The 19,573-nt window shown below is 41.4% G+C and carries 20 protein-coding genes; 8 read left to right on the forward strand and 12 right to left on the reverse strand.

The features are described from left to right. Nucleotides 1-84 precede the first annotated feature (84 nt). The 4 genes from cobQ (at nt 85) to FBB35_RS15430 (ending at nt 2,603) form a co-directional block, all read left to right on the forward strand. Nucleotides 85-1,569: a cobyric acid synthase CobQ gene (gene cobQ / locus FBB35_RS15415; protein ID WP_174710390.1), complete on the forward strand. Its 1,485-nt coding sequence runs from the start codon at nt 85-87 to the stop codon at nt 1,567-1,569. Between the two features lie 221 nt (nt 1,570-1,790). Next, nucleotides 1,791-2,027: a 2Fe-2S iron-sulfur cluster-binding protein gene (locus FBB35_RS15420; protein WP_163938429.1), complete on the forward strand. Its 237-nt coding sequence runs from the start codon at nt 1,791-1,793 to the stop codon at nt 2,025-2,027. A gap of 164 nt (nt 2,028-2,191) precedes the next feature. Then, nucleotides 2,192-2,392, forward strand: coding sequence for a type II toxin-antitoxin system HicA family toxin (locus tag FBB35_RS15425; protein WP_302480987.1), 201 nt, complete (start codon nt 2,192-2,194; stop codon nt 2,390-2,392). Further along, the gene (locus FBB35_RS15430; protein ID WP_174710391.1) at nt 2,385-2,603 is read left to right on the forward strand and encodes a type II toxin-antitoxin system HicB family antitoxin; all 219 of its coding nucleotides are present in this window, start codon (nt 2,385-2,387) and stop codon (nt 2,601-2,603) included. The genes FBB35_RS15425 and FBB35_RS15430 overlap by 8 nt, the downstream gene beginning before the upstream one ends. A gap of 36 nt (nt 2,604-2,639) precedes the next feature. Here FBB35_RS15430 and FBB35_RS15435 read toward each other — a convergent pair whose 3' ends face one another. From FBB35_RS15435 to FBB35_RS15450, 4 genes are all read right to left on the reverse strand, one after another. Further along, on the reverse strand, nt 2,640-3,083 hold the full coding sequence (locus FBB35_RS15435; protein ID WP_174710392.1) for an SRPBCC family protein: 444 nt from the start codon (nt 3,081-3,083) through the stop codon (nt 2,640-2,642). An 89-nt stretch (nt 3,084-3,172) separates the two neighbouring features. After that, nucleotides 3,173-4,612 carry a 9,9'-di-cis-zeta-carotene desaturase gene (zds, locus tag FBB35_RS15440; protein WP_174710393.1) on the reverse strand — a complete coding sequence of 480 codons (1,440 nt, stop codon included), beginning with the start codon at nt 4,610-4,612 and terminating at the stop codon, nt 3,173-3,175. A gap of 274 nt (nt 4,613-4,886) precedes the next feature. Beyond that, nucleotides 4,887-5,063 carry a CopG family transcriptional regulator gene (locus tag FBB35_RS15445; protein WP_174710394.1) on the reverse strand — a complete coding sequence of 59 codons (177 nt, stop codon included), beginning with the start codon at nt 5,061-5,063 and terminating at the stop codon, nt 4,887-4,889. A gap of 1,660 nt (nt 5,064-6,723) precedes the next feature. Then, complete coding sequence (locus FBB35_RS15450; protein WP_174710395.1) at nt 6,724-8,367, reverse strand: hypothetical protein; 1,644 nt, start codon at nt 8,365-8,367, stop codon at nt 6,724-6,726. Between the two features lie 325 nt (nt 8,368-8,692). Between FBB35_RS15450 and FBB35_RS15455 the strand changes: the two genes are divergently transcribed. The 3 genes from FBB35_RS15455 (at nt 8,693) to FBB35_RS15465 (ending at nt 10,012) form a co-directional block, all read left to right on the forward strand. Continuing rightward, nucleotides 8,693-9,049 carry an iron-sulfur cluster assembly accessory protein gene (locus FBB35_RS15455; RefSeq protein ID WP_012407303.1) on the forward strand — a complete coding sequence of 119 codons (357 nt, stop codon included), beginning with the start codon at nt 8,693-8,695 and terminating at the stop codon, nt 9,047-9,049. A 153-nt stretch (nt 9,050-9,202) separates the two neighbouring features. After that, nucleotides 9,203-9,625 (forward strand): M48 family metallopeptidase, encoded by a 423-nt coding sequence (locus FBB35_RS15460; protein ID WP_114084750.1) that lies wholly within the window; start codon nt 9,203-9,205, stop codon nt 9,623-9,625. A gap of 138 nt (nt 9,626-9,763) precedes the next feature. Further along, on the forward strand, nt 9,764-10,012 hold the full coding sequence (locus FBB35_RS15465) for a hypothetical protein (RefSeq protein WP_174710396.1): 249 nt from the start codon (nt 9,764-9,766) through the stop codon (nt 10,010-10,012). Nucleotides 10,013-10,096: 84 nt separating this feature from the next. On the opposite strand, the gene FBB35_RS15470 is transcribed toward FBB35_RS15465, so the two are convergent. Continuing rightward, the gene (locus tag FBB35_RS15470) at nt 10,097-11,017 is read right to left on the reverse strand and encodes a TIGR01777 family oxidoreductase (RefSeq protein WP_174710397.1); all 921 of its coding nucleotides are present in this window, start codon (nt 11,015-11,017) and stop codon (nt 10,097-10,099) included. Nucleotides 11,018-11,313: 296 nt separating this feature from the next. Here FBB35_RS15470 and FBB35_RS15475 point away from each other — a divergent pair, with 296 nt between their 5' ends. Then, nucleotides 11,314-11,661, forward strand: coding sequence for a hypothetical protein (locus tag FBB35_RS15475; protein ID WP_174710398.1), 348 nt, complete (start codon nt 11,314-11,316; stop codon nt 11,659-11,661). Nucleotides 11,662-11,733: 72 nt separating this feature from the next. Here FBB35_RS15475 and FBB35_RS15480 read toward each other — a convergent pair whose 3' ends face one another. From FBB35_RS15480 to FBB35_RS15510, 7 genes are all read right to left on the reverse strand, one after another. Next, entirely contained in the window at nt 11,734-12,174 is a 441-nt protein-coding gene (locus FBB35_RS15480; protein WP_174713655.1) for an FHA domain-containing protein, read from the reverse strand. 310 nt (nt 12,175-12,484) lie between these two features. After that, nucleotides 12,485-14,989: a cation-translocating P-type ATPase gene (locus FBB35_RS15485; RefSeq protein WP_174710399.1), complete on the reverse strand. Its 2,505-nt coding sequence runs from the start codon at nt 14,987-14,989 to the stop codon at nt 12,485-12,487. A 400-nt stretch (nt 14,990-15,389) separates the two neighbouring features. Further along, nucleotides 15,390-15,488 carry a hypothetical protein gene (locus FBB35_RS34720; RefSeq protein ID WP_368041846.1) on the reverse strand — a complete coding sequence of 33 codons (99 nt, stop codon included), beginning with the start codon at nt 15,486-15,488 and terminating at the stop codon, nt 15,390-15,392. A 186-nt stretch (nt 15,489-15,674) separates the two neighbouring features. After that, nucleotides 15,675-15,941 (reverse strand): TM2 domain-containing protein, encoded by a 267-nt coding sequence (locus FBB35_RS15495; protein WP_174710400.1) that lies wholly within the window; start codon nt 15,939-15,941, stop codon nt 15,675-15,677. Nucleotides 15,942-16,288: 347 nt separating this feature from the next. After that, on the reverse strand, nt 16,289-16,564 hold the full coding sequence (locus tag FBB35_RS15500) for a TM2 domain-containing protein (protein WP_114084755.1): 276 nt from the start codon (nt 16,562-16,564) through the stop codon (nt 16,289-16,291). Between the two features lie 609 nt (nt 16,565-17,173). Next, a complete protein-coding gene (locus tag FBB35_RS15505; RefSeq protein WP_174710401.1) occupies nt 17,174-18,748 on the reverse strand; it encodes a CPBP family intramembrane glutamic endopeptidase in 1,575 nt (524 codons plus the stop codon). A gap of 133 nt (nt 18,749-18,881) precedes the next feature. Beyond that, the gene (locus FBB35_RS15510; RefSeq protein ID WP_174710402.1) at nt 18,882-19,412 is read right to left on the reverse strand and encodes a hypothetical protein; all 531 of its coding nucleotides are present in this window, start codon (nt 19,410-19,412) and stop codon (nt 18,882-18,884) included. Between the last annotated feature and the right edge of the window lie 161 nt (nt 19,413-19,573).

The raw sequence follows: 19,573 nt of genomic DNA on the forward strand, positions 1-19,573 counted from the left end.
GAGGGAATTCATTCTCCCCTTCTCTCTTACCCCAATTCCCAATTCCCAATTCCCAACTATCTTGAAAAACTACTAATAGCAACTATGAAATCAATTATGGTGGTGGGGACAACATCCCACGCAGGGAAATCACTTTTAACTACAGCTATTTGTCGCATTCTGTCGCGGCGTGGCTGGCGGGTGGCTCCCTTTAAAGGTCAAAATATGGCTTTAAATGCTTATGTTACTGCTAGTGGTGGAGAAATTGGCTATGCCCAAGCAGTGCAAGCTTGGGCTGCGGGAGTCGTGCCTTGGGTAGAAATGAACCCAATTTTACTCAAACCTCAAGGGGATATGACTTCTCAAGTAATTATCAAAGGTAGGTCTGTAGGGAAAGTAAGTGCCTCAGATTACTACGAGCAATATTTTGAACAGGGGTGGCGGACAATTGAAGAATCGCTACAGCATTTAGGAACAGAATTCGACTTACTGGTTTGTGAAGGTGCCGGTAGTCCGGCAGAGATTAACCTTAGGCACCGCGATTTAACTAATATGCGGGTGGCAAAATATTTGAATGCGCCAACGATGTTAGTAGTTGATATCGATCGGGGTGGTGCTTTTGCCCATGTAGTAGGAACCTTAGAGTTATTGGAACCAGATGAACGCGCTCTAATTAAGGGTGTAGTAATTAACAAATTTCGAGGACAGCGATCGCTCTTAGATTCTGGAATAAAATGGTTAGAAGAACGTACAGGTATTCCTGTTGTTGGTGTTATACCCTACTTGCAAGAAGTGTTTTCGACCGAAGACTCCCTGGATTTGCTAGAGCGTCAATCGTCGTCAAGTAAAGCCCAAACAGACCTCAACATTGCCGTTATCCGCTTACCCAGAATTGCCAATTTCACTGACTTTGACCCACTAGAATCAGAAAGCACAGTTTCAGTAAAATACTTAAGTCCTAAGCAAGATTTAGGACATCCTGATGCCGTAATTATCCCAGGTACAAAGACCACAATTGCTGATTTACTACTGCTGCAAAAAAGCGGTATGGCAGAAGCAATCCAACACTATGCGGCTTCTGGTGGAACCGTTTTAGGTATCTGCGGTGGCTATCAAATGCTCGGTCAAATCATCGCCGATCCAGAAGGGATAGAAGGGCAAGCTGGCAGATTTCAGGGGTTAAATCTTTTGCCTATCAGAACTGTAATTACTGGACAAAAAATTGCCCGCCAGCGCCAAGTTAGCTCAAATTATCCGCAACAGGGCTTGCCAGTAAATGGTTTTGAAATCCACCAAGGGCGATCGCGCATCGAGCAGCAAGGAATAGACCCTCAATCCTACCATGCCCTATTTGACGATATTAATTTAGGATTAGTAGATAGTTGTCAATCGGTGTGGGGAAGTTACCTCCACGGGCTTTTTGATAACGGCCCTTGGCGACGCGCTTGGTTAAATCGCCTCCGTCAACAGCGCGGTTTAAAATCTTTGCCCACCGGTGTTGCTAACTACCGAGAACAGCGAGAGCAGATTTTGGATTCCTTAGCGACTGAAGTAGAAAGCCATTTAGACTTAACTCCATTTTTGTCTTAAGCTGATACCATTTTTAATTTTAGATTTTGGATTGAGAATAGCTTTCTAAATCTAGGTGTAGTGAATTCATCTGTCACAATCATGTTTCAAATTGATATAAGTTGCATAAAAGAAATTGCACTTTTTTTCGTTAAGATGGTTATTTGTCATTTGTAAAGACAAAAAGCAAATGACAAATAACAACCCTTACGAATCAATTTCAAATCAAAAGTGTAAGATTCATGATTGTTCGTGTCCACTTTTTACCAGATGATGTGACGGTAGATGCCGAAGTGGGAGAAGCCATTTTGGATGTAGCAGACCGGGCTGGAGTATTTATTCCCACTGGTTGTCTAATGGGGTCTTGTCACGCTTGCACCGTCGAATTAGAGGATGGAGAGATCATCCGCGCTTGTATCACCGCAGTACCGCCACGTGAGGAATTGACGATTAATTTGTTTAGTGACCCAACTTGGTAATGTCAGCCCTGTTATTCACAAGGACTAGTATAGTAAAACAAGTCTATGCACAAACAAAAATCTAATCAATGATTAGATTTTTTTGGATAGACAGCAAGGAATATTTGAACCATTGTTTCTTACTGTCGCGATCGCATTTTTTAAGAAAATTAAGGCCAAAGAAAATCCGGGAACTAAAGCAAATGCTTTCCCAAGTAGGTTTTACAGAAGTCCCAGGAAAAGGAAGTCATACGAACTGGGTACATCCCCTCTATACTGGAAAAATCACGATTTCAGGCAAAAACGGAGCAGATGCTAAACGCTACCAAGAGAAGGAAGTGAGACAGGCAATTGAGGAAGTAGAAGGGAAAGAAAAAGATGAGTAAGCTTAAGTACCAAATGATTATTCAATGGTCTGATGAAGATGATTGCTTCTTAGTCGGATTTCCTGATTTTCCAGGACAAGGTTGGCGGACTCATGGGGATACTTATGAGTTAGCTGTGTTAAATGGAATTGAAGCTTTAGAGTCTCTAATTATTGCTTACGAAGCTGTAGGTGATCCACTTCCAGAACCAACAGTAAGTAGAGTACGTTAACGCAATTCAGTAAGTGGTAACTAGTGCTGAACAATATCAATTAGCTTTAACATTCAGCGCATATTCTTTAAATCTTTCCAAATCAGCTTGAATCGTCGATTCAACTATCCGTCCCAAAAACAAGTTATCCATAATTTTGCCAATAATGCCGGGGATAGCATAGGAAATACTCATTTTAACAATGCTACTATTGTGGCGATCGTAAAAGCGAATCGCTCCTTGATTAGGCAAACCATCAACCGATTCCCATTGGATAATTTGGTTGGGAATAACTTTAAGGATTCGGGATTGCCAATTAAATTCTAGACTGCCGGTCTTTAATTTCCAAAGAGATATATCTGGATTATCTGGCGGAATTTTCACCGAATCAATCCACTTCATCCACCGGGGCATTTGCTCCAAATCAGACCAGAGGCTCCATACTAAATCTATAGGAGCCTCTACTTCTACCTGCACAGTATGCTCTAACCAATCTGACATCTCTTCTTCTTCCTTTGCGTTCTTCTGTACGAGACGCTATGCGAATGCGTCCTTGGCGGTAGCCTGCGGCAAGCCACTGCGTGTCTACGTTATTTCTTCAAACTCTCCAAAATCACTTTTGCCGCCCGCCGTCCAGAAATAGTAGCACCTTCCATACTGTCAATATAATCTTGCTGAGTATAACTCCCTGCAAGGAAGAAATTATCTATTGGTGTTTTTTGGTTGGGACGATACGCATCCATACCTGGCGCTTCTCGGTAGAGAGACTGAGCAAGTTTTACTACACTATACCAAGTCATACTTAGCTCCCGCGACGAGGGAAACAGTTCATGGACTTGCTTGAGGACATGCTGTGCGATCGCTTCATTACTCTGTGCAATAAACGGATCTCCCGGTGTCAGCACTAGTTGTAACAAAGATCCCTGTCCTGGGCGATAATAATCAGCAGGACTAGTCAACGCTAAATCCGCAAAACAAGAAAAGTCAGCATCGGCTGTGTACAGTAAATTATCAATTCCAGCCGCGTGATTTAGCTGTTTACGTTGCTCTCCATCATTGAGTTCTGTTACCCAACCATCGAAGCGTAACTGCACTGTAGCCACTGGTACTGCATCCAGTTTGTAAATATTGTCAAATTCTGACCACTTACGCCATTCCTGGGGTAGGATGCGTTGAATTCCTGGAACATCACAGGCAAAAACGTAAGCATCAGCAGTAATAGTTTCCACTGCATCACCTTGAGCAACTGCTATAGCAGTGACGCGGGTTTGTTCGTTTGACTCTATAAACTGAATTTCGCGTACTTGCCGACGCGTATAAACTTTAGTGCCTCTGGCTTCTAAATATTCCAGAATGGGCTTGTGCAAATACTCAGATGGAGAACCTTCCAACATTCGCAGAACTGAAGCTTCAGTTCTAACTGCAAATAACTGGAATATGGTTAACATACAACGGGCAGACATATTTTCGCAATCAATAAATCCCAATGCGTAAGCAATAGGGTTCCATAACCGCTTAATGCTGCCATTACTCCCACCATGACTGCGAAACCAATCGGCAAAGCTAATTTTATCCAAGTTACGGATGGTTTTCATCGCCCCGTTAAAGTCTACCAATCCGCGAACTATGGGACTAGTACCCAAAGCGATCGCATTTTGCAATTTATCCTGCAACGATAGTTGAGAAGTCGTGAAAAATGCTTTTAAGCCGTTGAAAGGCGCACCTGTAAAGAAGCGAAAATCCAAACCACCAGTGCGCCCCCCTTTACTAATAAAAGTGTGGGTATGTTCCTTGAGGCGTAAGTTCTCTAACACCCCCACTTTCTTCATCAAGTCAAATAGTTGGTAGTAGCACCCGAAAAATACATGCAACCCCATTTCTAGATGGTTGCCATCCCCATCAACCCAACTGCCTACTTTACCACCCACAAACGGACGAGACTCAAAAATCTCTATTTCACAACCAGCATCAGCTAGATCCACTGCGGTTGCTAGTCCAGCAAGTCCCGCACCTACGATTGCAACACGCATTCCGTCGTTCCTTTTCAGTTTCTTTACAGATTGTAACTGGGTTGGTGTCGGAATTTGCTACTTAATATCAACTCTACCAGTATATTAAGGCAAGCAATGTCGATACTAAAACCTCTTTAATTACTTCTTTTAGTCCCCGTAATTGATCAGACGCGAGCAAAACGCGCCTGTATCAGCTAGACAAATTATTGTCCATTGCGGCGCACCCAAAAAAGTATCAGAGCTATTTTGTTGGTGGCAAAGCAGTTATCTAGTAAGTAGTGAAAGTATGTTCTTACTTGTTTACATCTTTGCCATCGTCGGAGACAGGCAAACTTCTAATCAATTCGCGAATCACATCGGTTGCGGGTCTACCTGTTTGTTGGCAATATTTTTCTAGTTTTTCCGCTTCCTGCGTTGCGAGATTAACTGTTATGCGTTTAACGGCCCATTTTTTATTTGTCATTATCATGCTATCTGCTGTATATCTAGATTGTCGAAAGAGTCTAAATTAAAGAGGGAACCGATAAGATTATCAGAATTTGTCTCAGGAAACAAGTAATACCATTAATATTAAAAATTGTTGTTTTGTCAAAGGATTCATAATTTTCTAAAGAAATCAAAAAACTACACTTTATTTGTTACTATTTTGACAGTAAAAACAGCGCATAGTTCCTTCTAAGGAGGATAACCCTACTAACAGCATCAGTAAAGCCTGGCAATGAACTTCTATAAATCAATTTGAGACACCTAATGTTGACTCAATCAAGATTTGCAAAATTATTTTATATCGAAATAATTTGACCTTATATCTTAACCAAGTTTGCCAAACTTACTTGGTGAGAACATCTGGTATAACAGATGAAAATAAAGCTTTAGAATCATTGTTAGGCTAAAATTGTGTCTTACAGGCGGCTTAAGGCGAGATATACAGCTCGGAAACAATCACTTAAAAGTAGGCAAATAAGCGATAGCTCTAGAGCAAACATCCATCTGTATCCATTGCTGTAACCAATAAACTAAGAGCGACTTAAATAGTTAAGGCTTTTTGCTTACTGCAATAAAACTGATTACTTTACCGTGCTAATGTTGTAGTCATAAACAAGGGTATAAGATTCATCTCACTGGGTATAAAAAACCAAATCTTTTGGTTGGTAAATTTTAACAGGATTACCTGTAATTTCACTCAGAAAAATTAATCAATAATAGACGTGGTGTTACTTGACTGTCGACGATAATAATATTTTAGTTTTGTTTCATGTTTTTACACTAAGTCCCCGAAAATATATGATGAAATCCTATATATTTTTTCTCTTCCCCCTAGCGATATAATTTGTTTGAAAGTCAGTATTGTTTCAATTCCTCGCATTCACCTATTTCGAGGTTGCGAAAATTGTTTTTAGCGAATTAATACGCTAAAAAACTTGCTTCTTAATATCTAAGCTAAGATAAAAACTACTGCTAAAAAAATCTTGCATTCATACCTCTATTGATTAGTAAATGTAAGCATAAAAGCAACTTTTTACTTCAATGTTTTTGTTGAGTGTATTCATTATAGCCATGATTTATGGGCTTTAAATAAACTTTATTTAGGCACTAAAACAACTCATTTTTAGACTTTATAAAAAAATTACAAAGAAAAAGAGATAAATATGAGCTTTTGCTTAATGATTAAGCTCAAAAAGTAGTAGAAAAAAGATTCTGATATTAAAGTGCGTCGGCTAAGTTTGATTAAACCCAACTTCGTAAATACTTAAAAATATACTAGTGTTTATTTATACTAAAAATATTCAAATAAAATTACTGAAAAACCATGAGAATATAGATACTTCATGAAATTTAGGTAAAGTTAGCTGCCATCCTGGGATATTTACTAGTAAACCTTTGTAGAAATGCAGCTAACATCTCAATTAACAAGACTTGGAGAAAAATTAATCCTCTTTTCAAAGTTAGATAAATTTCTGCCTTGACGTAATAGGTGCATCAAAGCCAAGTATCTTGTAGTTCGTTTAGTACTCAGTAATGCCCCTAACTTCTCAGCGCTGAATCTGGATAATATGCGAATCAAATATATATCAACTTAATTTCTTATAGCCGTAATTCTTAATGTCAGATTACGGCTATGAATGCAACTATTCTAATTTGAGTTGGGGCATGAGTTGGAGAGTGCCAATACCTAAATCTTTCGGTGAAAGCGATCGCGTTTCAAACAAAGCCATCATGTCTCGTAACTGAGGATTGCCACGAGAAGCTCCTGTTAATCCTTTAGCAATGATTAAGCCACAGTAGCCCTTAGTATTTTTACACCTCTGATTCCATTTTTTTCGAGCTTCTACATGAACAGGATCTTCATCTAAAAATTCACCAAATAGGAAAAGTTCACCATTTTGAGTTTGCAATAAACCTAGATCGTAGCGATCGCCATCGAAAGGATCGGCACCTGGATTAAAGCAAATTGCTCTCAGCCCGCTTGCTGCTTCAATTCTTTCAATTACAGTTTTAGCCTTGGGGCGGGAAGTTTGAATTAAAATCACTGGCAAACCGTCACCCACTTGTTTGATTTCACCAGCCTTATGGTAAATTACCCCTTTACGGAGGTGATCCAACATTTCCCAGGACACTACGCCTAAGCTGAGAAAGGAGTCTTCCGGTATCAAGTCATCTTGCAATGATTGGAAATTTGAGGAGTCAAGGTTGTCAATTTCCTCATCATCGTCACCAAAGCCTGCCATTTCCTCTAATTCTGCTGCTAACTGCGACATGGTAGAGACTGTCACAGCCACAGATTTAGTTGATTCTTCCGACTGCGGCAGAGATATGCGATAACGACGGCTGAGGGTAGGGAAAATTTCCTCATGCAAATGGCGGCGGTGATCACGAATAAAGCGGATCAGACTTTCGATCGCAACGAAGATTACCAGTGCTTCTTCGTCATACAAAACAGACCGCAGCCCTTCTAAGGGGTGGATATTACCGAAAGTGGGGTCAATTTCTGATAATGGCAGATCCGCCAAATCACTTTCTTCGTCATCGTCTTCATCTTCGTCTTCATCAGCACTCTCAAAGGTAAGAAAGAGGCAATCTTGCTTGAGAAACGCTTCTTCTAGATGCTCTGTTGAGTCTTCATCTTGTAAAACTGCGGTGCGAAACTGTTTTAAAGACTCTTCTGAGCGATAAAACAAAATCCCATACTCCATTCCCAGCATTCCCATGACTGAGGCGTAGAGTGTGCCAACATCCCACTTATTAATCTCGATTGACAAAATTTGTTGTTCTTCCAAAAATTCCCAAGGTGCTGCTTGCCAAATTGCAAATGCTTTCTCTCGCAAGATTTGTGCATACTGTGGGGGTAAGTCAGGAGTTTGACTATCGAGGATGTCAGCGAATCCGCGAAATAGTTCGTCAATTAAAGGCAGTTCTGGTGCGTAGTCAATGGCAATATCCAAATCTTGTAGCACTCCCCGCAGGTAAAATTGGATCTCACGGTCTTTGACTACAATTCTTTGGGGTCTAGCAGGTCTTGCCGGACTGTGGGGATGCTCCATTGCTCGCATTAAGGTACGAACGATTGCTTCTGGGCCAACATCTGAGGCTACTACATCCATTCCTCGGACAACACCTTGGGAGTAATCTACCCAAAGAATGCATTCTCCCTTTTCCTCAGAGTTTGAGTGCTGGTTTGGTGATGACAACGGACGGCGATCGCCCTCCCATACAGAAGGAATTTGAGTTAATTTCTTCAAGCGACGACTGGTAGAGCGATTAAAACTTGTCATAGAGTAAGTTAATCAAAAGAAGCAATTTGAAAGTAAACTTTGGGGGATAGCTAGCCTCGGATTAGGTTTTTATGGCTGTACCTGAAAGATAGTTGCTTCTGGGACAAGCCATGCTTGAACTCCAAAAATACCGAATCTCTAAACACACTGAGTCTCTCAATTCTAGAATAAAAACCTTTGGCTGCTTTTAACGGAGTGTTTACAATTTGGCATTTAACGACATCTAAGCCGCTAGAATGAATACAAAAACACCAAGGAAAACCCAGAGGCATTAACAAGCCGATATCGGGTAAAGCTTAGACTAATTAAGGAGTGAAAAAAGCAGATGACACAAGCAATTCAGTCTCAACAACGCGGAATTCTGTTGAGCGAAGCCGCATTGCACCAGGTAAAATCCCTCCGGGACAAGCAAGGCACAGACTTCTGCTTACGGGTAGGAGTCCGTCAGGGTGGCTGTTCTGGGATGTCTTACATGATGGACTTTGAAGACACTAGCAAGATCACCCCGCAGGATGAAGTTTTTGACTATGATGGCTTCAAAATTGTCAGCGATCGCAAGAGTCTCTTATATCTCTACGGTTTAATGCTCGATTACAGCGATGCCATGATTGGCGGTGGCTTTCAATTTACTAACCCTAATGCCAACCAAACTTGCGGTTGTGGCAAGTCATTTGGGGTTTAGCCAAGAGGAGCCGATCGTGTGCGAGGTTTGCCAAAATTGATTGAACTCGCCTTCAATAGTCAAGAGTCAAGGTTTTCTAACTCTTGACTATTGCCCTATGACTATTGAATCATGGCTAATGACTATTAACTAATGATTATTGACAAACTTACTATGACTCAAACAGTTGAATCCCTGTTTGATACAGGTTTAGAACGCTATAAAGCAGGAGAGGCAGTAGATTCTTTAATCCCTGTATTTAAAGAAGTTTGCGATCGCGCTCCTAAAACGAGTGCTGCTTGGATCTGTTTGGCGTGGTTGTATCTACTCGATAACAAGCCCAACTTGGCTTACAAAGCTGCACAGAAGGCTGTCAAGTTAAATCCACAAGACCCACAGGCTAGGGTCAATCTCGCCTTAGCAATGCTGGAAACAGGTCAAAAAGGTTTACGAGAACATATTGACATTGCACAGCAGCTAATTTTTGTCAATGAAGAATGGCGCGATGAAATAAAAAGCAGTATCGAAGACGGTTTAACTAGAAAACCAGATTGGCAAAGTTTAACAAAAGTCAAAAATTGGCTGTTGGAGGAGTGAGAAGTTAAGAGTAGAGACGCGATTGCTCGCGTCTGTACAGGAGTGAGGAGTTAAATTCAAGTAGAGAACTCTCACTTCTAACTTATCTGTCGCTTAGTTAGCAGTCATAAAATTTTGGGCAATTAGACAAAAGGGTAGATGAAAGATAAATTGTTAAATTGGCTAAACACAGTTTTAGTCGCAGATGTTTTTTTGGTTTTGTTTGGCTTTGTCTGGTTAGCGATCGCTGCGATCGGTGATTCTGTAGGAGTAAACTTGGGTTTAGATTTGTGGCATCAACTTTGGCAACCCGTATTTAACCCAGCGATCGGCATCCTCATGGGCGGTGCAATTCTCAGTGGTATTATCAGTTGGGTTTCCAAAAAATTTTTCTCTAGTCAAGAATAAAGTGATTGGGAATTAGGAATTGGGGATTGGGCATGATTTGTTACCTCCTTTACTCCCCTGCCTTATTCCCCATTCCCCTTAACTCTACGCAAGAATTTGTCTTAGTGCTGACTCTAAGTTAGGATATTTGTACTCAAATCCTGTTTCCAAGATGCGCTTAGGAAAGACTTGCTGACCTTCTAAAACTACTATAGCTCCGTCTCCTAAAAGAGCTTCGATCGCAAAAGCCGGAACAGGCAACCAAGAGGGGCGATTCATTACTTGTCCCAAAGTTTGGCTTAAATCTGCCATTCGGACTGGGTTAGGGGCAGTAGCATTGTATATGCCTTCTATTTCCGGTTTAGTTAAAGCTTGCATAATCAAGTTAACTAAATCGTCTACGTGAATCCATGAGAACCACTGCCGACCACTACCAATGGGGCCACCAGCGAAGAGTTTGAAAGGTGGAATCATTTTGCCTAAAGCCCCACCATTGCCCAGAACAATCCCAAAACGCAGGATTACCAGTCGTACTCCAGCATCTTTTACCTTTGTTGCCTCTGCTTCCCAGGCTTGGCAGACCTGGGCGAGAAAATCGTTACCAGATTGGCTTGTTTCATCAAAATTTGCCGTTTCACTGGTGCCGTAGTAGCCAATAGCCGAAGCATTAATTAATACAGTTGGCTTGGGGTTAGCATTGGCTATGGCTTCAACTATTTTTTGTGTGCCTAACTTTCGGCTATTGAATATTTCTTGTTTACGTTCTGGTGTCCAGCGCCCTTCACCAATGGGTTCTCCTGCCAGATTAACTACGCCATCACAACTAGCTATGACACTTTGCCAAGAACCAGACGTATTTGGTGCATAGGCAACAATTTCTACATTGGGGAAAGCCTCAGATGGAAAAACCTTTTGAGCAAAAGCGGTGTTCCGAGTTAATACTACTATTTTATGACCTTTTCCGTGGAGCCGTTGTACCAAAAGACTACCGACAAATCCTGTTGCTCCAGTAATTGCTACTTTCATTCATTTTCTACCTCAGCCAAACTCTTATTGTAAAGTTTTTGATCAAACTTTCAGCCTACAGCACTTTCTTTGTGGATAGAACAAATGCAACTGTATAAGATGCAATAGCTAAAACCCTGATTCTAAAGTAGCGGCAATTCATTAATTGCCCTTACAGCGTGTAGTTTTGCGTAAGTCAGATGTATATCTGGTGATACCTAATCTCAAAACTCAAAAACTTTGCTTTTTGAATGACTTTCCGTTTAGATGCTTCGGTATTATAGGATGGACGGAGTGTTGCAAGGCGTGGGGCTATTATGGCTCGCTATACCTGTTCGTTTATTGTTTCTGTTGCTAGTGACCATCTGTTGCCGTTACTTGTAGAACTTCTACAGGACTGTCAGCTGGATATTCAATACCACACGGGCGATTACATTATCGCTCGTCAGATTCCTGGTAATGTTCCTTTTCCTAAATTGATCACAGTAGAAGTACTGGTTGATAAATCAAAATCTACTGAAACAGAAACCCGGATGAGTATTGTGATTAAAAATGAAGAACTACCTCTCCAACTAGATAATTATTGCCGACAAATGTTTGAATTCATCAAGCAGGCTATTGAAAGTAGCCGCCATTGGCATTTGATTGAAAGTATTGCAGGATAGCTTTGGTAATTGAATTGACAATCCCACGGCTTTAAGCCGTGAGAGCGTCAAATTGTGGTTGGTAGTTATAATTCAATCTCCCAGATCCTCTAAATCCTCGGCCATACCGGGGTTTATTAGTGTAATGTCGTACTCGCTCGAATCCGTTTGTCCCAAACGCTGAGTGTTTTTTAAAAGGTAATAAATGGCACGTACCTGAGGTCCAAAAACGATCTCGTCTTCATTTCTGAGATCGTGGTTTGGTATCTTACGTCCATTAATCATCAAACCGTTGGAACTAGCTTTACCTTTGGCATCACCATCTACAATCCGGTAATAGTAGCTATGACTATTATGCTCTCGTGGCAATCTTACTAATGTGGCATGGCGGCGGGAGACAAACTGAGACATCAAACGGATATTACACTCGCGGTCTCTACCGATAGAATAGACGGGTTGCTCCAGAGAAAATTCTTTGCGACCTTGATCGTCTTCAATAATCAGTAGATGGTTTTCATTAGTTTCTGCTGCCATTGACAAATCGGTGGAACTGTGGTTTAACAAGATTTATTTCGTATCGTAATTTTGCCATTTTCGGGCACCGTCGGTCTGTGGTGCTGATCTAAATAAGCTTTAAAATTGCATAATACATTGAAAGAGTAGAGCTTGGTCGTTCTACTCCAGTAGCTATGATAGCTTTTGTAGGTGTCTTAACAGGCTTTGTGATCTGCGTAAAACCTGAATATCGACTCAGTGTAACAAATAATTACGAATTAAAAATTGTTAAGTTGAGATGGGAATGACTAAGATTTGTTATGGGAAATTTTAGGTTCAACAAAGTATTCTACGAGTGACGAGCTAATCGCCTTAATAATATTGAGTTTGTGACGACGCTGACAGAGCTAAAAGCCATTAATGCAGCAGCACCAGATGGGTTAAGGACAAAACCCAGACTAGGGAACAAAACACCTGCTGCTAAAGGAATGCCAACTGTATTATATGCAAAAGCCCAGAATAAATTTTGGCGGATTTTGTTGAAGGTGGCGCGACTAAGCTGAATAGATTCGACGACATCGTTTAAGCGATCGCGCATTAAGACAATTTCAGCAGTTTCCATTGCCACATCTGTCCCGGAATGCAAAGCAATTCCTACATCTGCTTGGGATAAAGCTGGAGCATCATTGATTCCATCTCCTACCATTGCCACTACTGAGCGGGTAGTAGTGGGTGAGAAGTTAGGAGTTCCTTTTGTCGTCCCTGCTTGTTGTAAAGACTTAATTGCGGCCGCTTTTTTGGCTGGGGGAACACCTGCTATGACATCAGCGCCGTCTAATCCTAGTTGTTTGGCTATGGCGCTGGCTGCTTCTTTGCGATCGCCACTGAGCAACATTACCCGTAATCCCATCTGACGCAACTTGTCTACAGTGGATTGGGCATCTGGTCTAAGGGTATCAGAGACAGCAATTAGTCCGGCTAGAGTTCCCCCAACTGCTACGCAAACGACTGTTTTACCATCTGTTGCCAAATCCTGTGCTACCTGTTGTGCAGTTTCACTAATTGCAATACCGTGCCAACTCAACCAATCCCAGTTACCCAACAGTACAACTGTGTCTTCTACCACAGCAGACACTCCTAATCCTGGTTCTGTATGAAAGTCCACAGCTTCTGGAATAGATAACTGTTGTCTCTGTGCTTCTTGCTGAATTGCTTTTGCTAAAGGGTGGTGAGTACCGTTTTCTACAGCTGCTGCTAGTTGTAATAGAGATTGGGAATTCCTAGTCCCCAGCGATGCACTGAGCTTGTCGAAGTGTCCCCAGTCCCCAGTCCCCGATCCCTCAATTAACAGACAATCTGTAACGATGGGATGACCCGTGGTCAGAGTGCCAGTTTTATCAAATACCACGGTGTCTAACTGGTGTACTTTTTCTAAAACGTCGCCGCCTTTGATTAATAAACCCCTTTCTGCGCCCATAGCCGTCCCAACAAGAATAGCTGTTGGGGTAGCAAGTCCTAAAGCACAGGGACAGGCGACTACCATAACTGCGATCGCTAGTTTTAAACTAATTAATAAAGGGGAGTGGGGAGTAGGTACAGACGCTATTAATTGCGTCTGTACGGAGTTGTGAGCGTGGCTCATCATCTCCATCTCACCAGACATGGTGATATCAGTCCAAAGATGAGTGCCGAAAAAGTACCAAAAGACAAATGTTAATAAAGATGCTGTTAGTACCCCGTATGTAAAGTAGCCAGCCACTGTATCGGCTAATTTCTGTACTGGGGCTTTCCGAGTTTGGGCGGCTTCTACTAAAGCAACAATTTGAGCTAGAGTTGTATCACTTCCAGTCCGGGTTGTCTGAATAGCGATCGCTCCTGACTGGTTTAGTGTACCCCCTGTCACCGAATCTCCCGGCTGCTTAATTACTGGCACGGCTTCTCCAGTCAACATGGATTCATCGACCGTTGTTTGACCAAGTACTACTTCACCATCGACAGGAATTTTATCACCTGGCAGCACCTGTAACCATTCACCAACCCGCACCTGTTCGGCAGGAATCTCTACACCAGAAGATCCCATTCCTCCTTTTTCCGGGTTGGCAATCAATCGCGCTACCTGTGGTTGGAGTGCTAGCAATTTCCTAAATGCAGCAGCAGCGCGACCTCTAGCTTGTTGCTCTAGTGTTCTTCCTAAGAGAATAAAGCCCAGCATCATTACTGGTTCGTCAAAGAAGCACTCCCAACCCATTTTGGGAAAGAGCAGTGCTACTAAACTAGCAATGTAGGCTGTCAGCGTTCCCAATCCTATCAGGGTGTTCATGTTAGGCGCATTTCGCCGCCAGCCTAGCCAGCCATCTACTAAAATCGGGCGACCGGGAATTAATAGCGCCACTGTAGCCAATCCACAGTGAAACCAGATGTTATTTAACAGTGGCAGCACTGAGCTACCAAGATTACCAAAATGTCCACTTCCCGACAATAACAGCAACATTGCAGCGATCGCCAACTGCCTCACAGAAGACCGCATTTCTCGGCGTTGTCGTTCTGCTGGGTCTGGTAAGGTAGATATTTCGCCTGCTACTGTGCCCCTAGCTTTTCGGGGTTGAGTTGGAAATCCAACGGCTGTTAATCTCTCTGCTAGTGCATCTGCATCTACCGCACCAGTTTCTGACTCTACAACTGCTACCTCTGTGGCCAGGTTCACACAGGCACTCTTGACTCCTGGATGTTGGGTTAGTTGTCGTTCTACCGCGTTCACACACCCAGCACACTTCATACCTCCAACATCGAGAATAATTTTCTCTAAGATTGGGTCAAGTTCTGGGGCTAGTTTAGTTTTTGGGACAAGTTGCATGGCAAGTGTTTAGATTCGCTACAGAAATTCAACGCCTGACTAAAAGCGTCTCTAATTTGAGCGTAGGCTAAATATGGAACTACGACTGTATGTCAACCCTATTAAATTTCTTAATTTATCGTAATTCGCTAAGAGTCACTGACGACTGCAGCGTAGATAAGTCACATAAATGATAGCTACAACCTGCATTGGCATGAGGACAATCAGGCTTTTCCAAAAATTGTGAATTTCCAAATTAGACATGGCGCTAAAATAGCCAAAGCCCAACAACAAGAACAGTATCCAGATCAGCTGTTTACGTTTGATGGTTAGCATAGCAGTAGGATTCATAATTTTTTAACAAAAAGCTCTAGTTATACCTATAAATCTGCACAGAATACACAATAGCTTTCATGAATAGTTACTCAAGAAAGAAGTTTACCCAAGGGGGAGTTAATAAATTTTCTGCCAGTGCTGCAATCAAATTGCCTTGGGCAATAGCCATAAAGGAGCGAGTCATCCCACCACAAGTTGGACATGGAATTCCAGTCAAATATTAGATTGGACAAACTAAGAAGCTTACTCTATAACCTTGGTGATAAAAATAAGTACCAAGTAGGGGTGTACAGGAGAATCCTAGTAAACCCCGTTCAAACACCAATGTACATTCAATTAAAACGGCAAAAACAATTTTAGATACAGGGAGTTAAAACCAGCCTTTCTTTTCGACAATGTAAGTATTGAGGAATTCTTCATCAGTCTTGGTTGAGTAAATGATACCTTCAACCAAACCGACAATCCCCATCACTGCTCCACCCAAACCAAATGTAAGTATGGTAACAAGCAGCATCATTAAACCTTCAGTAGTGTAACCAAGAATAAACTTGTGAATACCTAAAGCTCCTAACAATATAGCGCAAATACCAGCAGCATTTTTTTTGCTGCTAGAATCACTAGGGTTGACATTAGACACTATAAGAATACTCCTCAGCTATAAATGACATCCCCAAGTTTAATGTAATTATTCTTACTTGGCATCTACATATCTCTCATTACTAGTAAATTGTCAGATTTAATCTAGTTCAGAAGGTAAATAAGCACTAAGTGTTACTGGAAACAAATTCGGAAATGCCAGTATTAACAAACTTACAGGACTTACGCAAACAAGAGCTGAAACCCTTGTTTTAATATAGACACAAGCTTTTTCCACAGTGTATTGCCTGTAAAACTTGTTGTTTTGTGTCAGCAATAACTTAATTCTAAAGATACACTCAAGATATATAACTTTACAGAGCAACCCAAATGGGAAATCTTAAGTTTTTAGAACCAGCCTTGCTTATTCACAAAGTAGGTATTTACAAATTCTTCAGGGGACTTATTCAAATAGATCATGCCTTCAATTAAACCTACAAGTTGCATAATTAACAAGGCGATACCGTAGGTAAAAGAACCCGCAACTACAGAAACCACCAGCATGATAAAGCCTTCTGGAGCGTATCCTAGAATGAATTTATGAACCCCAAATCCTCCAAGGATAATGCCACAGTAACCTGCTAGAAGTTGTTTGGTAGGGTGACTGGGGTTGAGATTTGACATATTAAATGCTGCTCCTTGATAAATAAGTGAGATATAAAAATAAAGTCTTTATTGTAATCAAAGCAAATAGATTTATTTGCTTAATCAATAGATTTTTAATTTTTTCATGTACAAGTAAGCCCCAAAATGACTAAAATCAGCGTGCTTCTATTCTAGAGGAGACACTAAAAAGTCTTGCGGCATAGCTTGAAAATCTGGCACTCCTTAATAAATTGTGGTGTATTCAATGACTGCAAACTCTGTTGCAGAAGTTTTGCAGATTTTCAAGTAGGACATTTGGTCTTGAGAAGAATAAATCTCAATAATTATCAAAAACTGCTGTACCACTTTTTACAAGTCCATCAGTATTATTTCCGGGTTTTTTTATATGATCGCTTCCACTGGTAGTGAAACGCTATTGCACCAATGACAAGATTCAGTTATTGGCTAAAATCACCCGGATAAGAATAAATGCTTAACTAGATATTTTGTTGTCTATGTTAACAGCATTATATGAGTTGGCTTTTCAGCTAGTATTTATGCTTGTAACCAATTATAACCAGTAAATTGTTCTTACATAAGGAGATAAAATCAGGTATTTACGTTTTTGACAACAGTACAGCACTAGTATTAATTACTGCCTAACACAAATAGACTTAATAATGTACCACTATTCCAGAGGCTGTGGAGGAGCATAGGAGCAAGGAGGTTGCGCGATCGCGTGTAAACAACCCCTAAAACGATCCCTAATGCAGTCAGGGGGAGAATTTCCGACAAGCTGAGATGAGCTATCGCAAACAACAAACTGCTGATCAAAATCGATCCCCACACGGGTAAGTAACGAGTTAGAGAAGGTAACAAAAAGCCGCGAAACAGAATTTCTTCAAAAAATGGGGCTGCGATCGCCGCTGTAAAGAAAAATATACCAAGTGCTACCCCATCTTGACTTTCCAGCGCTAGTTGCAGCAGGGGGTTACTACCACCCTGTCCTTGCCATAGCTGTTGATTGATTAAAGATACCATCACAACTATAGGTAAAGCCGTACAATATCCCCCCAGTCCCCACAGAAACCAGTTATCTTGAAAACGGAAGCGGAACCAAAATTCCGGTAACGGAAAAAATGGCTTGAGAGAGAAATACAGCACTGACAGCGCACCCAATGCTACCAATAAGTAACTAACCAAAACAGAAAATGCTTGAAGTCGCACATCAACAATAGGGCGCGGGATGGGTAGCACCGATATCACCAAGGGCACAAAAATTTGCCCCATAAAGAAAAAGCCTACAATGAAAACCTGCAAAACCGTTTCACCGTCCCAGGGCGTTGACCAAGGGACATCAGCATTTTGAGCTAATAACGAGGCTTTTCCTTTCAACAAGCGTTGAGCAAATAATAAAATCAACAATATTAGACCAATTAAAGCTGCCAAGGTAGGAATAGTACCAATAATCGCTAATTTCAACACCGCTTGAGCAGCTGTTTCTTTTTGGGCAGCTTTTACTGCTAATAAAGCGTCTTGTCGTTGTTGGAGTTGGTATAGCTGAACCAAAGCAGCAGAGCGAAACCAACCTTCTAAATTCTTTTGAATCCGTTCTTGAGGATTTTGGAGCAGACGGGGAGGATTGCTCCACAGTCCACTCAATACAGCTGCGGTTTCTCCAAACTCTGGATTGATATCTGAGCGTTGTTGTAATTCGCTCCAAGTTTTCAGAGCTGTATCCGTCTGTCCTTGCTGTACTTGTAAAATTCCCAGGCGTAGGTCTAATTCAGCCAGTAACTTTTGTAATTGCTTTAGGGACTGCTGTAACTGTTGCTTTCCTTGTTTAGAGGTTTTAGTGGTCGGAGGAACTTCAGGTAGAGGTTTAGGAGGTGTAGGAGTTATTTCAGATTGAGAGCGTAATTGTGCAAGCTTATTGTTAACTTTGTCCAAATTCGCTTGAACAGATTGACGTGCCTCTTGATATTGCTTTGTGGCACTTTCTAGGGGTTGCTCACCAAGTATCGCTTCCCGAATCCCCTGGAGATTGTCATCACTGCTATCTTCTGATTGCCAAGCTTGAGCTTGTAGAGCAATATTGGTTTGGTACAGTTCCAGGCGACTTTGGAACTGGGGTTCTTGCCAACTACCGAATAAAGCCGAAACTGCCAACAGAACCGCTATCGGCGTTAGCACAAAAATTAAAACCAACCGCTTGAATGTCATCTATCCCCCTTTGACTAACCAGTGGAGAGCGCGTCCCCCTTGGGAATTATCGCAAGAAAAAGTTAGAGGTGGATAAATATCATCAATATAAAGGTTTTAAGTTTGGCATCGCTAAAGAAACTCCAGTCCTAACTCAAGACTTTGAAATTCGATACTGCTGGGCAATGTAATAAAACAAACGATAGTAATCTTGAAATTCTTGGCTCTTGCTTCGTCCCTGCCAATAGTATTTCACTTGACCCTGAGTTAGTGTCAGTGTCATAGAACCTACTCCTTGAGCAACTTCTACAACTAGCATCCCAGAAACTCCTTGGGCGGTTTGAAAGTTGGATTTGAGCTTTTTCACTGGCTCTTGCTCTGTAATAATCGAATTCAGTAACTGCTGACTTGCCCACCCTCGAATTTCCACCGTTTTGTTTTGGGGTGAAATAAAGGCAATTCCATCACCATTTGCTGGGCCTGCTGAAGAAGCCCAGTTACTCGGATATGGAAATTCAAAGCCATAACGGGAGTTGCTATAAGTTTTCCATGCGATCGCTCCGGCGTTAAAATTATTTGCAGTACAACCCCATAAAATTATTAACAGGGCAGCTATCCCGCTAACGCTGGCAGCAAACCGATAAATTCTTCGCCCTAAACTACAGATTTTATTAGCAGTAGCCATTTATATTACACATTTTGCCAAAGTCACTGAATTTTATAGAAATATCAAAAATTCAGAGCGATACCTTGCACTGAAAGAGCGCTCATTGAAAATTCAATAATATTCAGGATATTTACCATTCTCTTTTTACTTCTCAGTAGAGAAGCTTATAAAGAGTGTTT

Source organism: Nostoc sp. TCL240-02 (assembly GCF_013343235.1).
In the GTDB taxonomy this organism is placed as follows: domain Bacteria; phylum Cyanobacteriota; class Cyanobacteriia; order Cyanobacteriales; family Nostocaceae; genus Nostoc.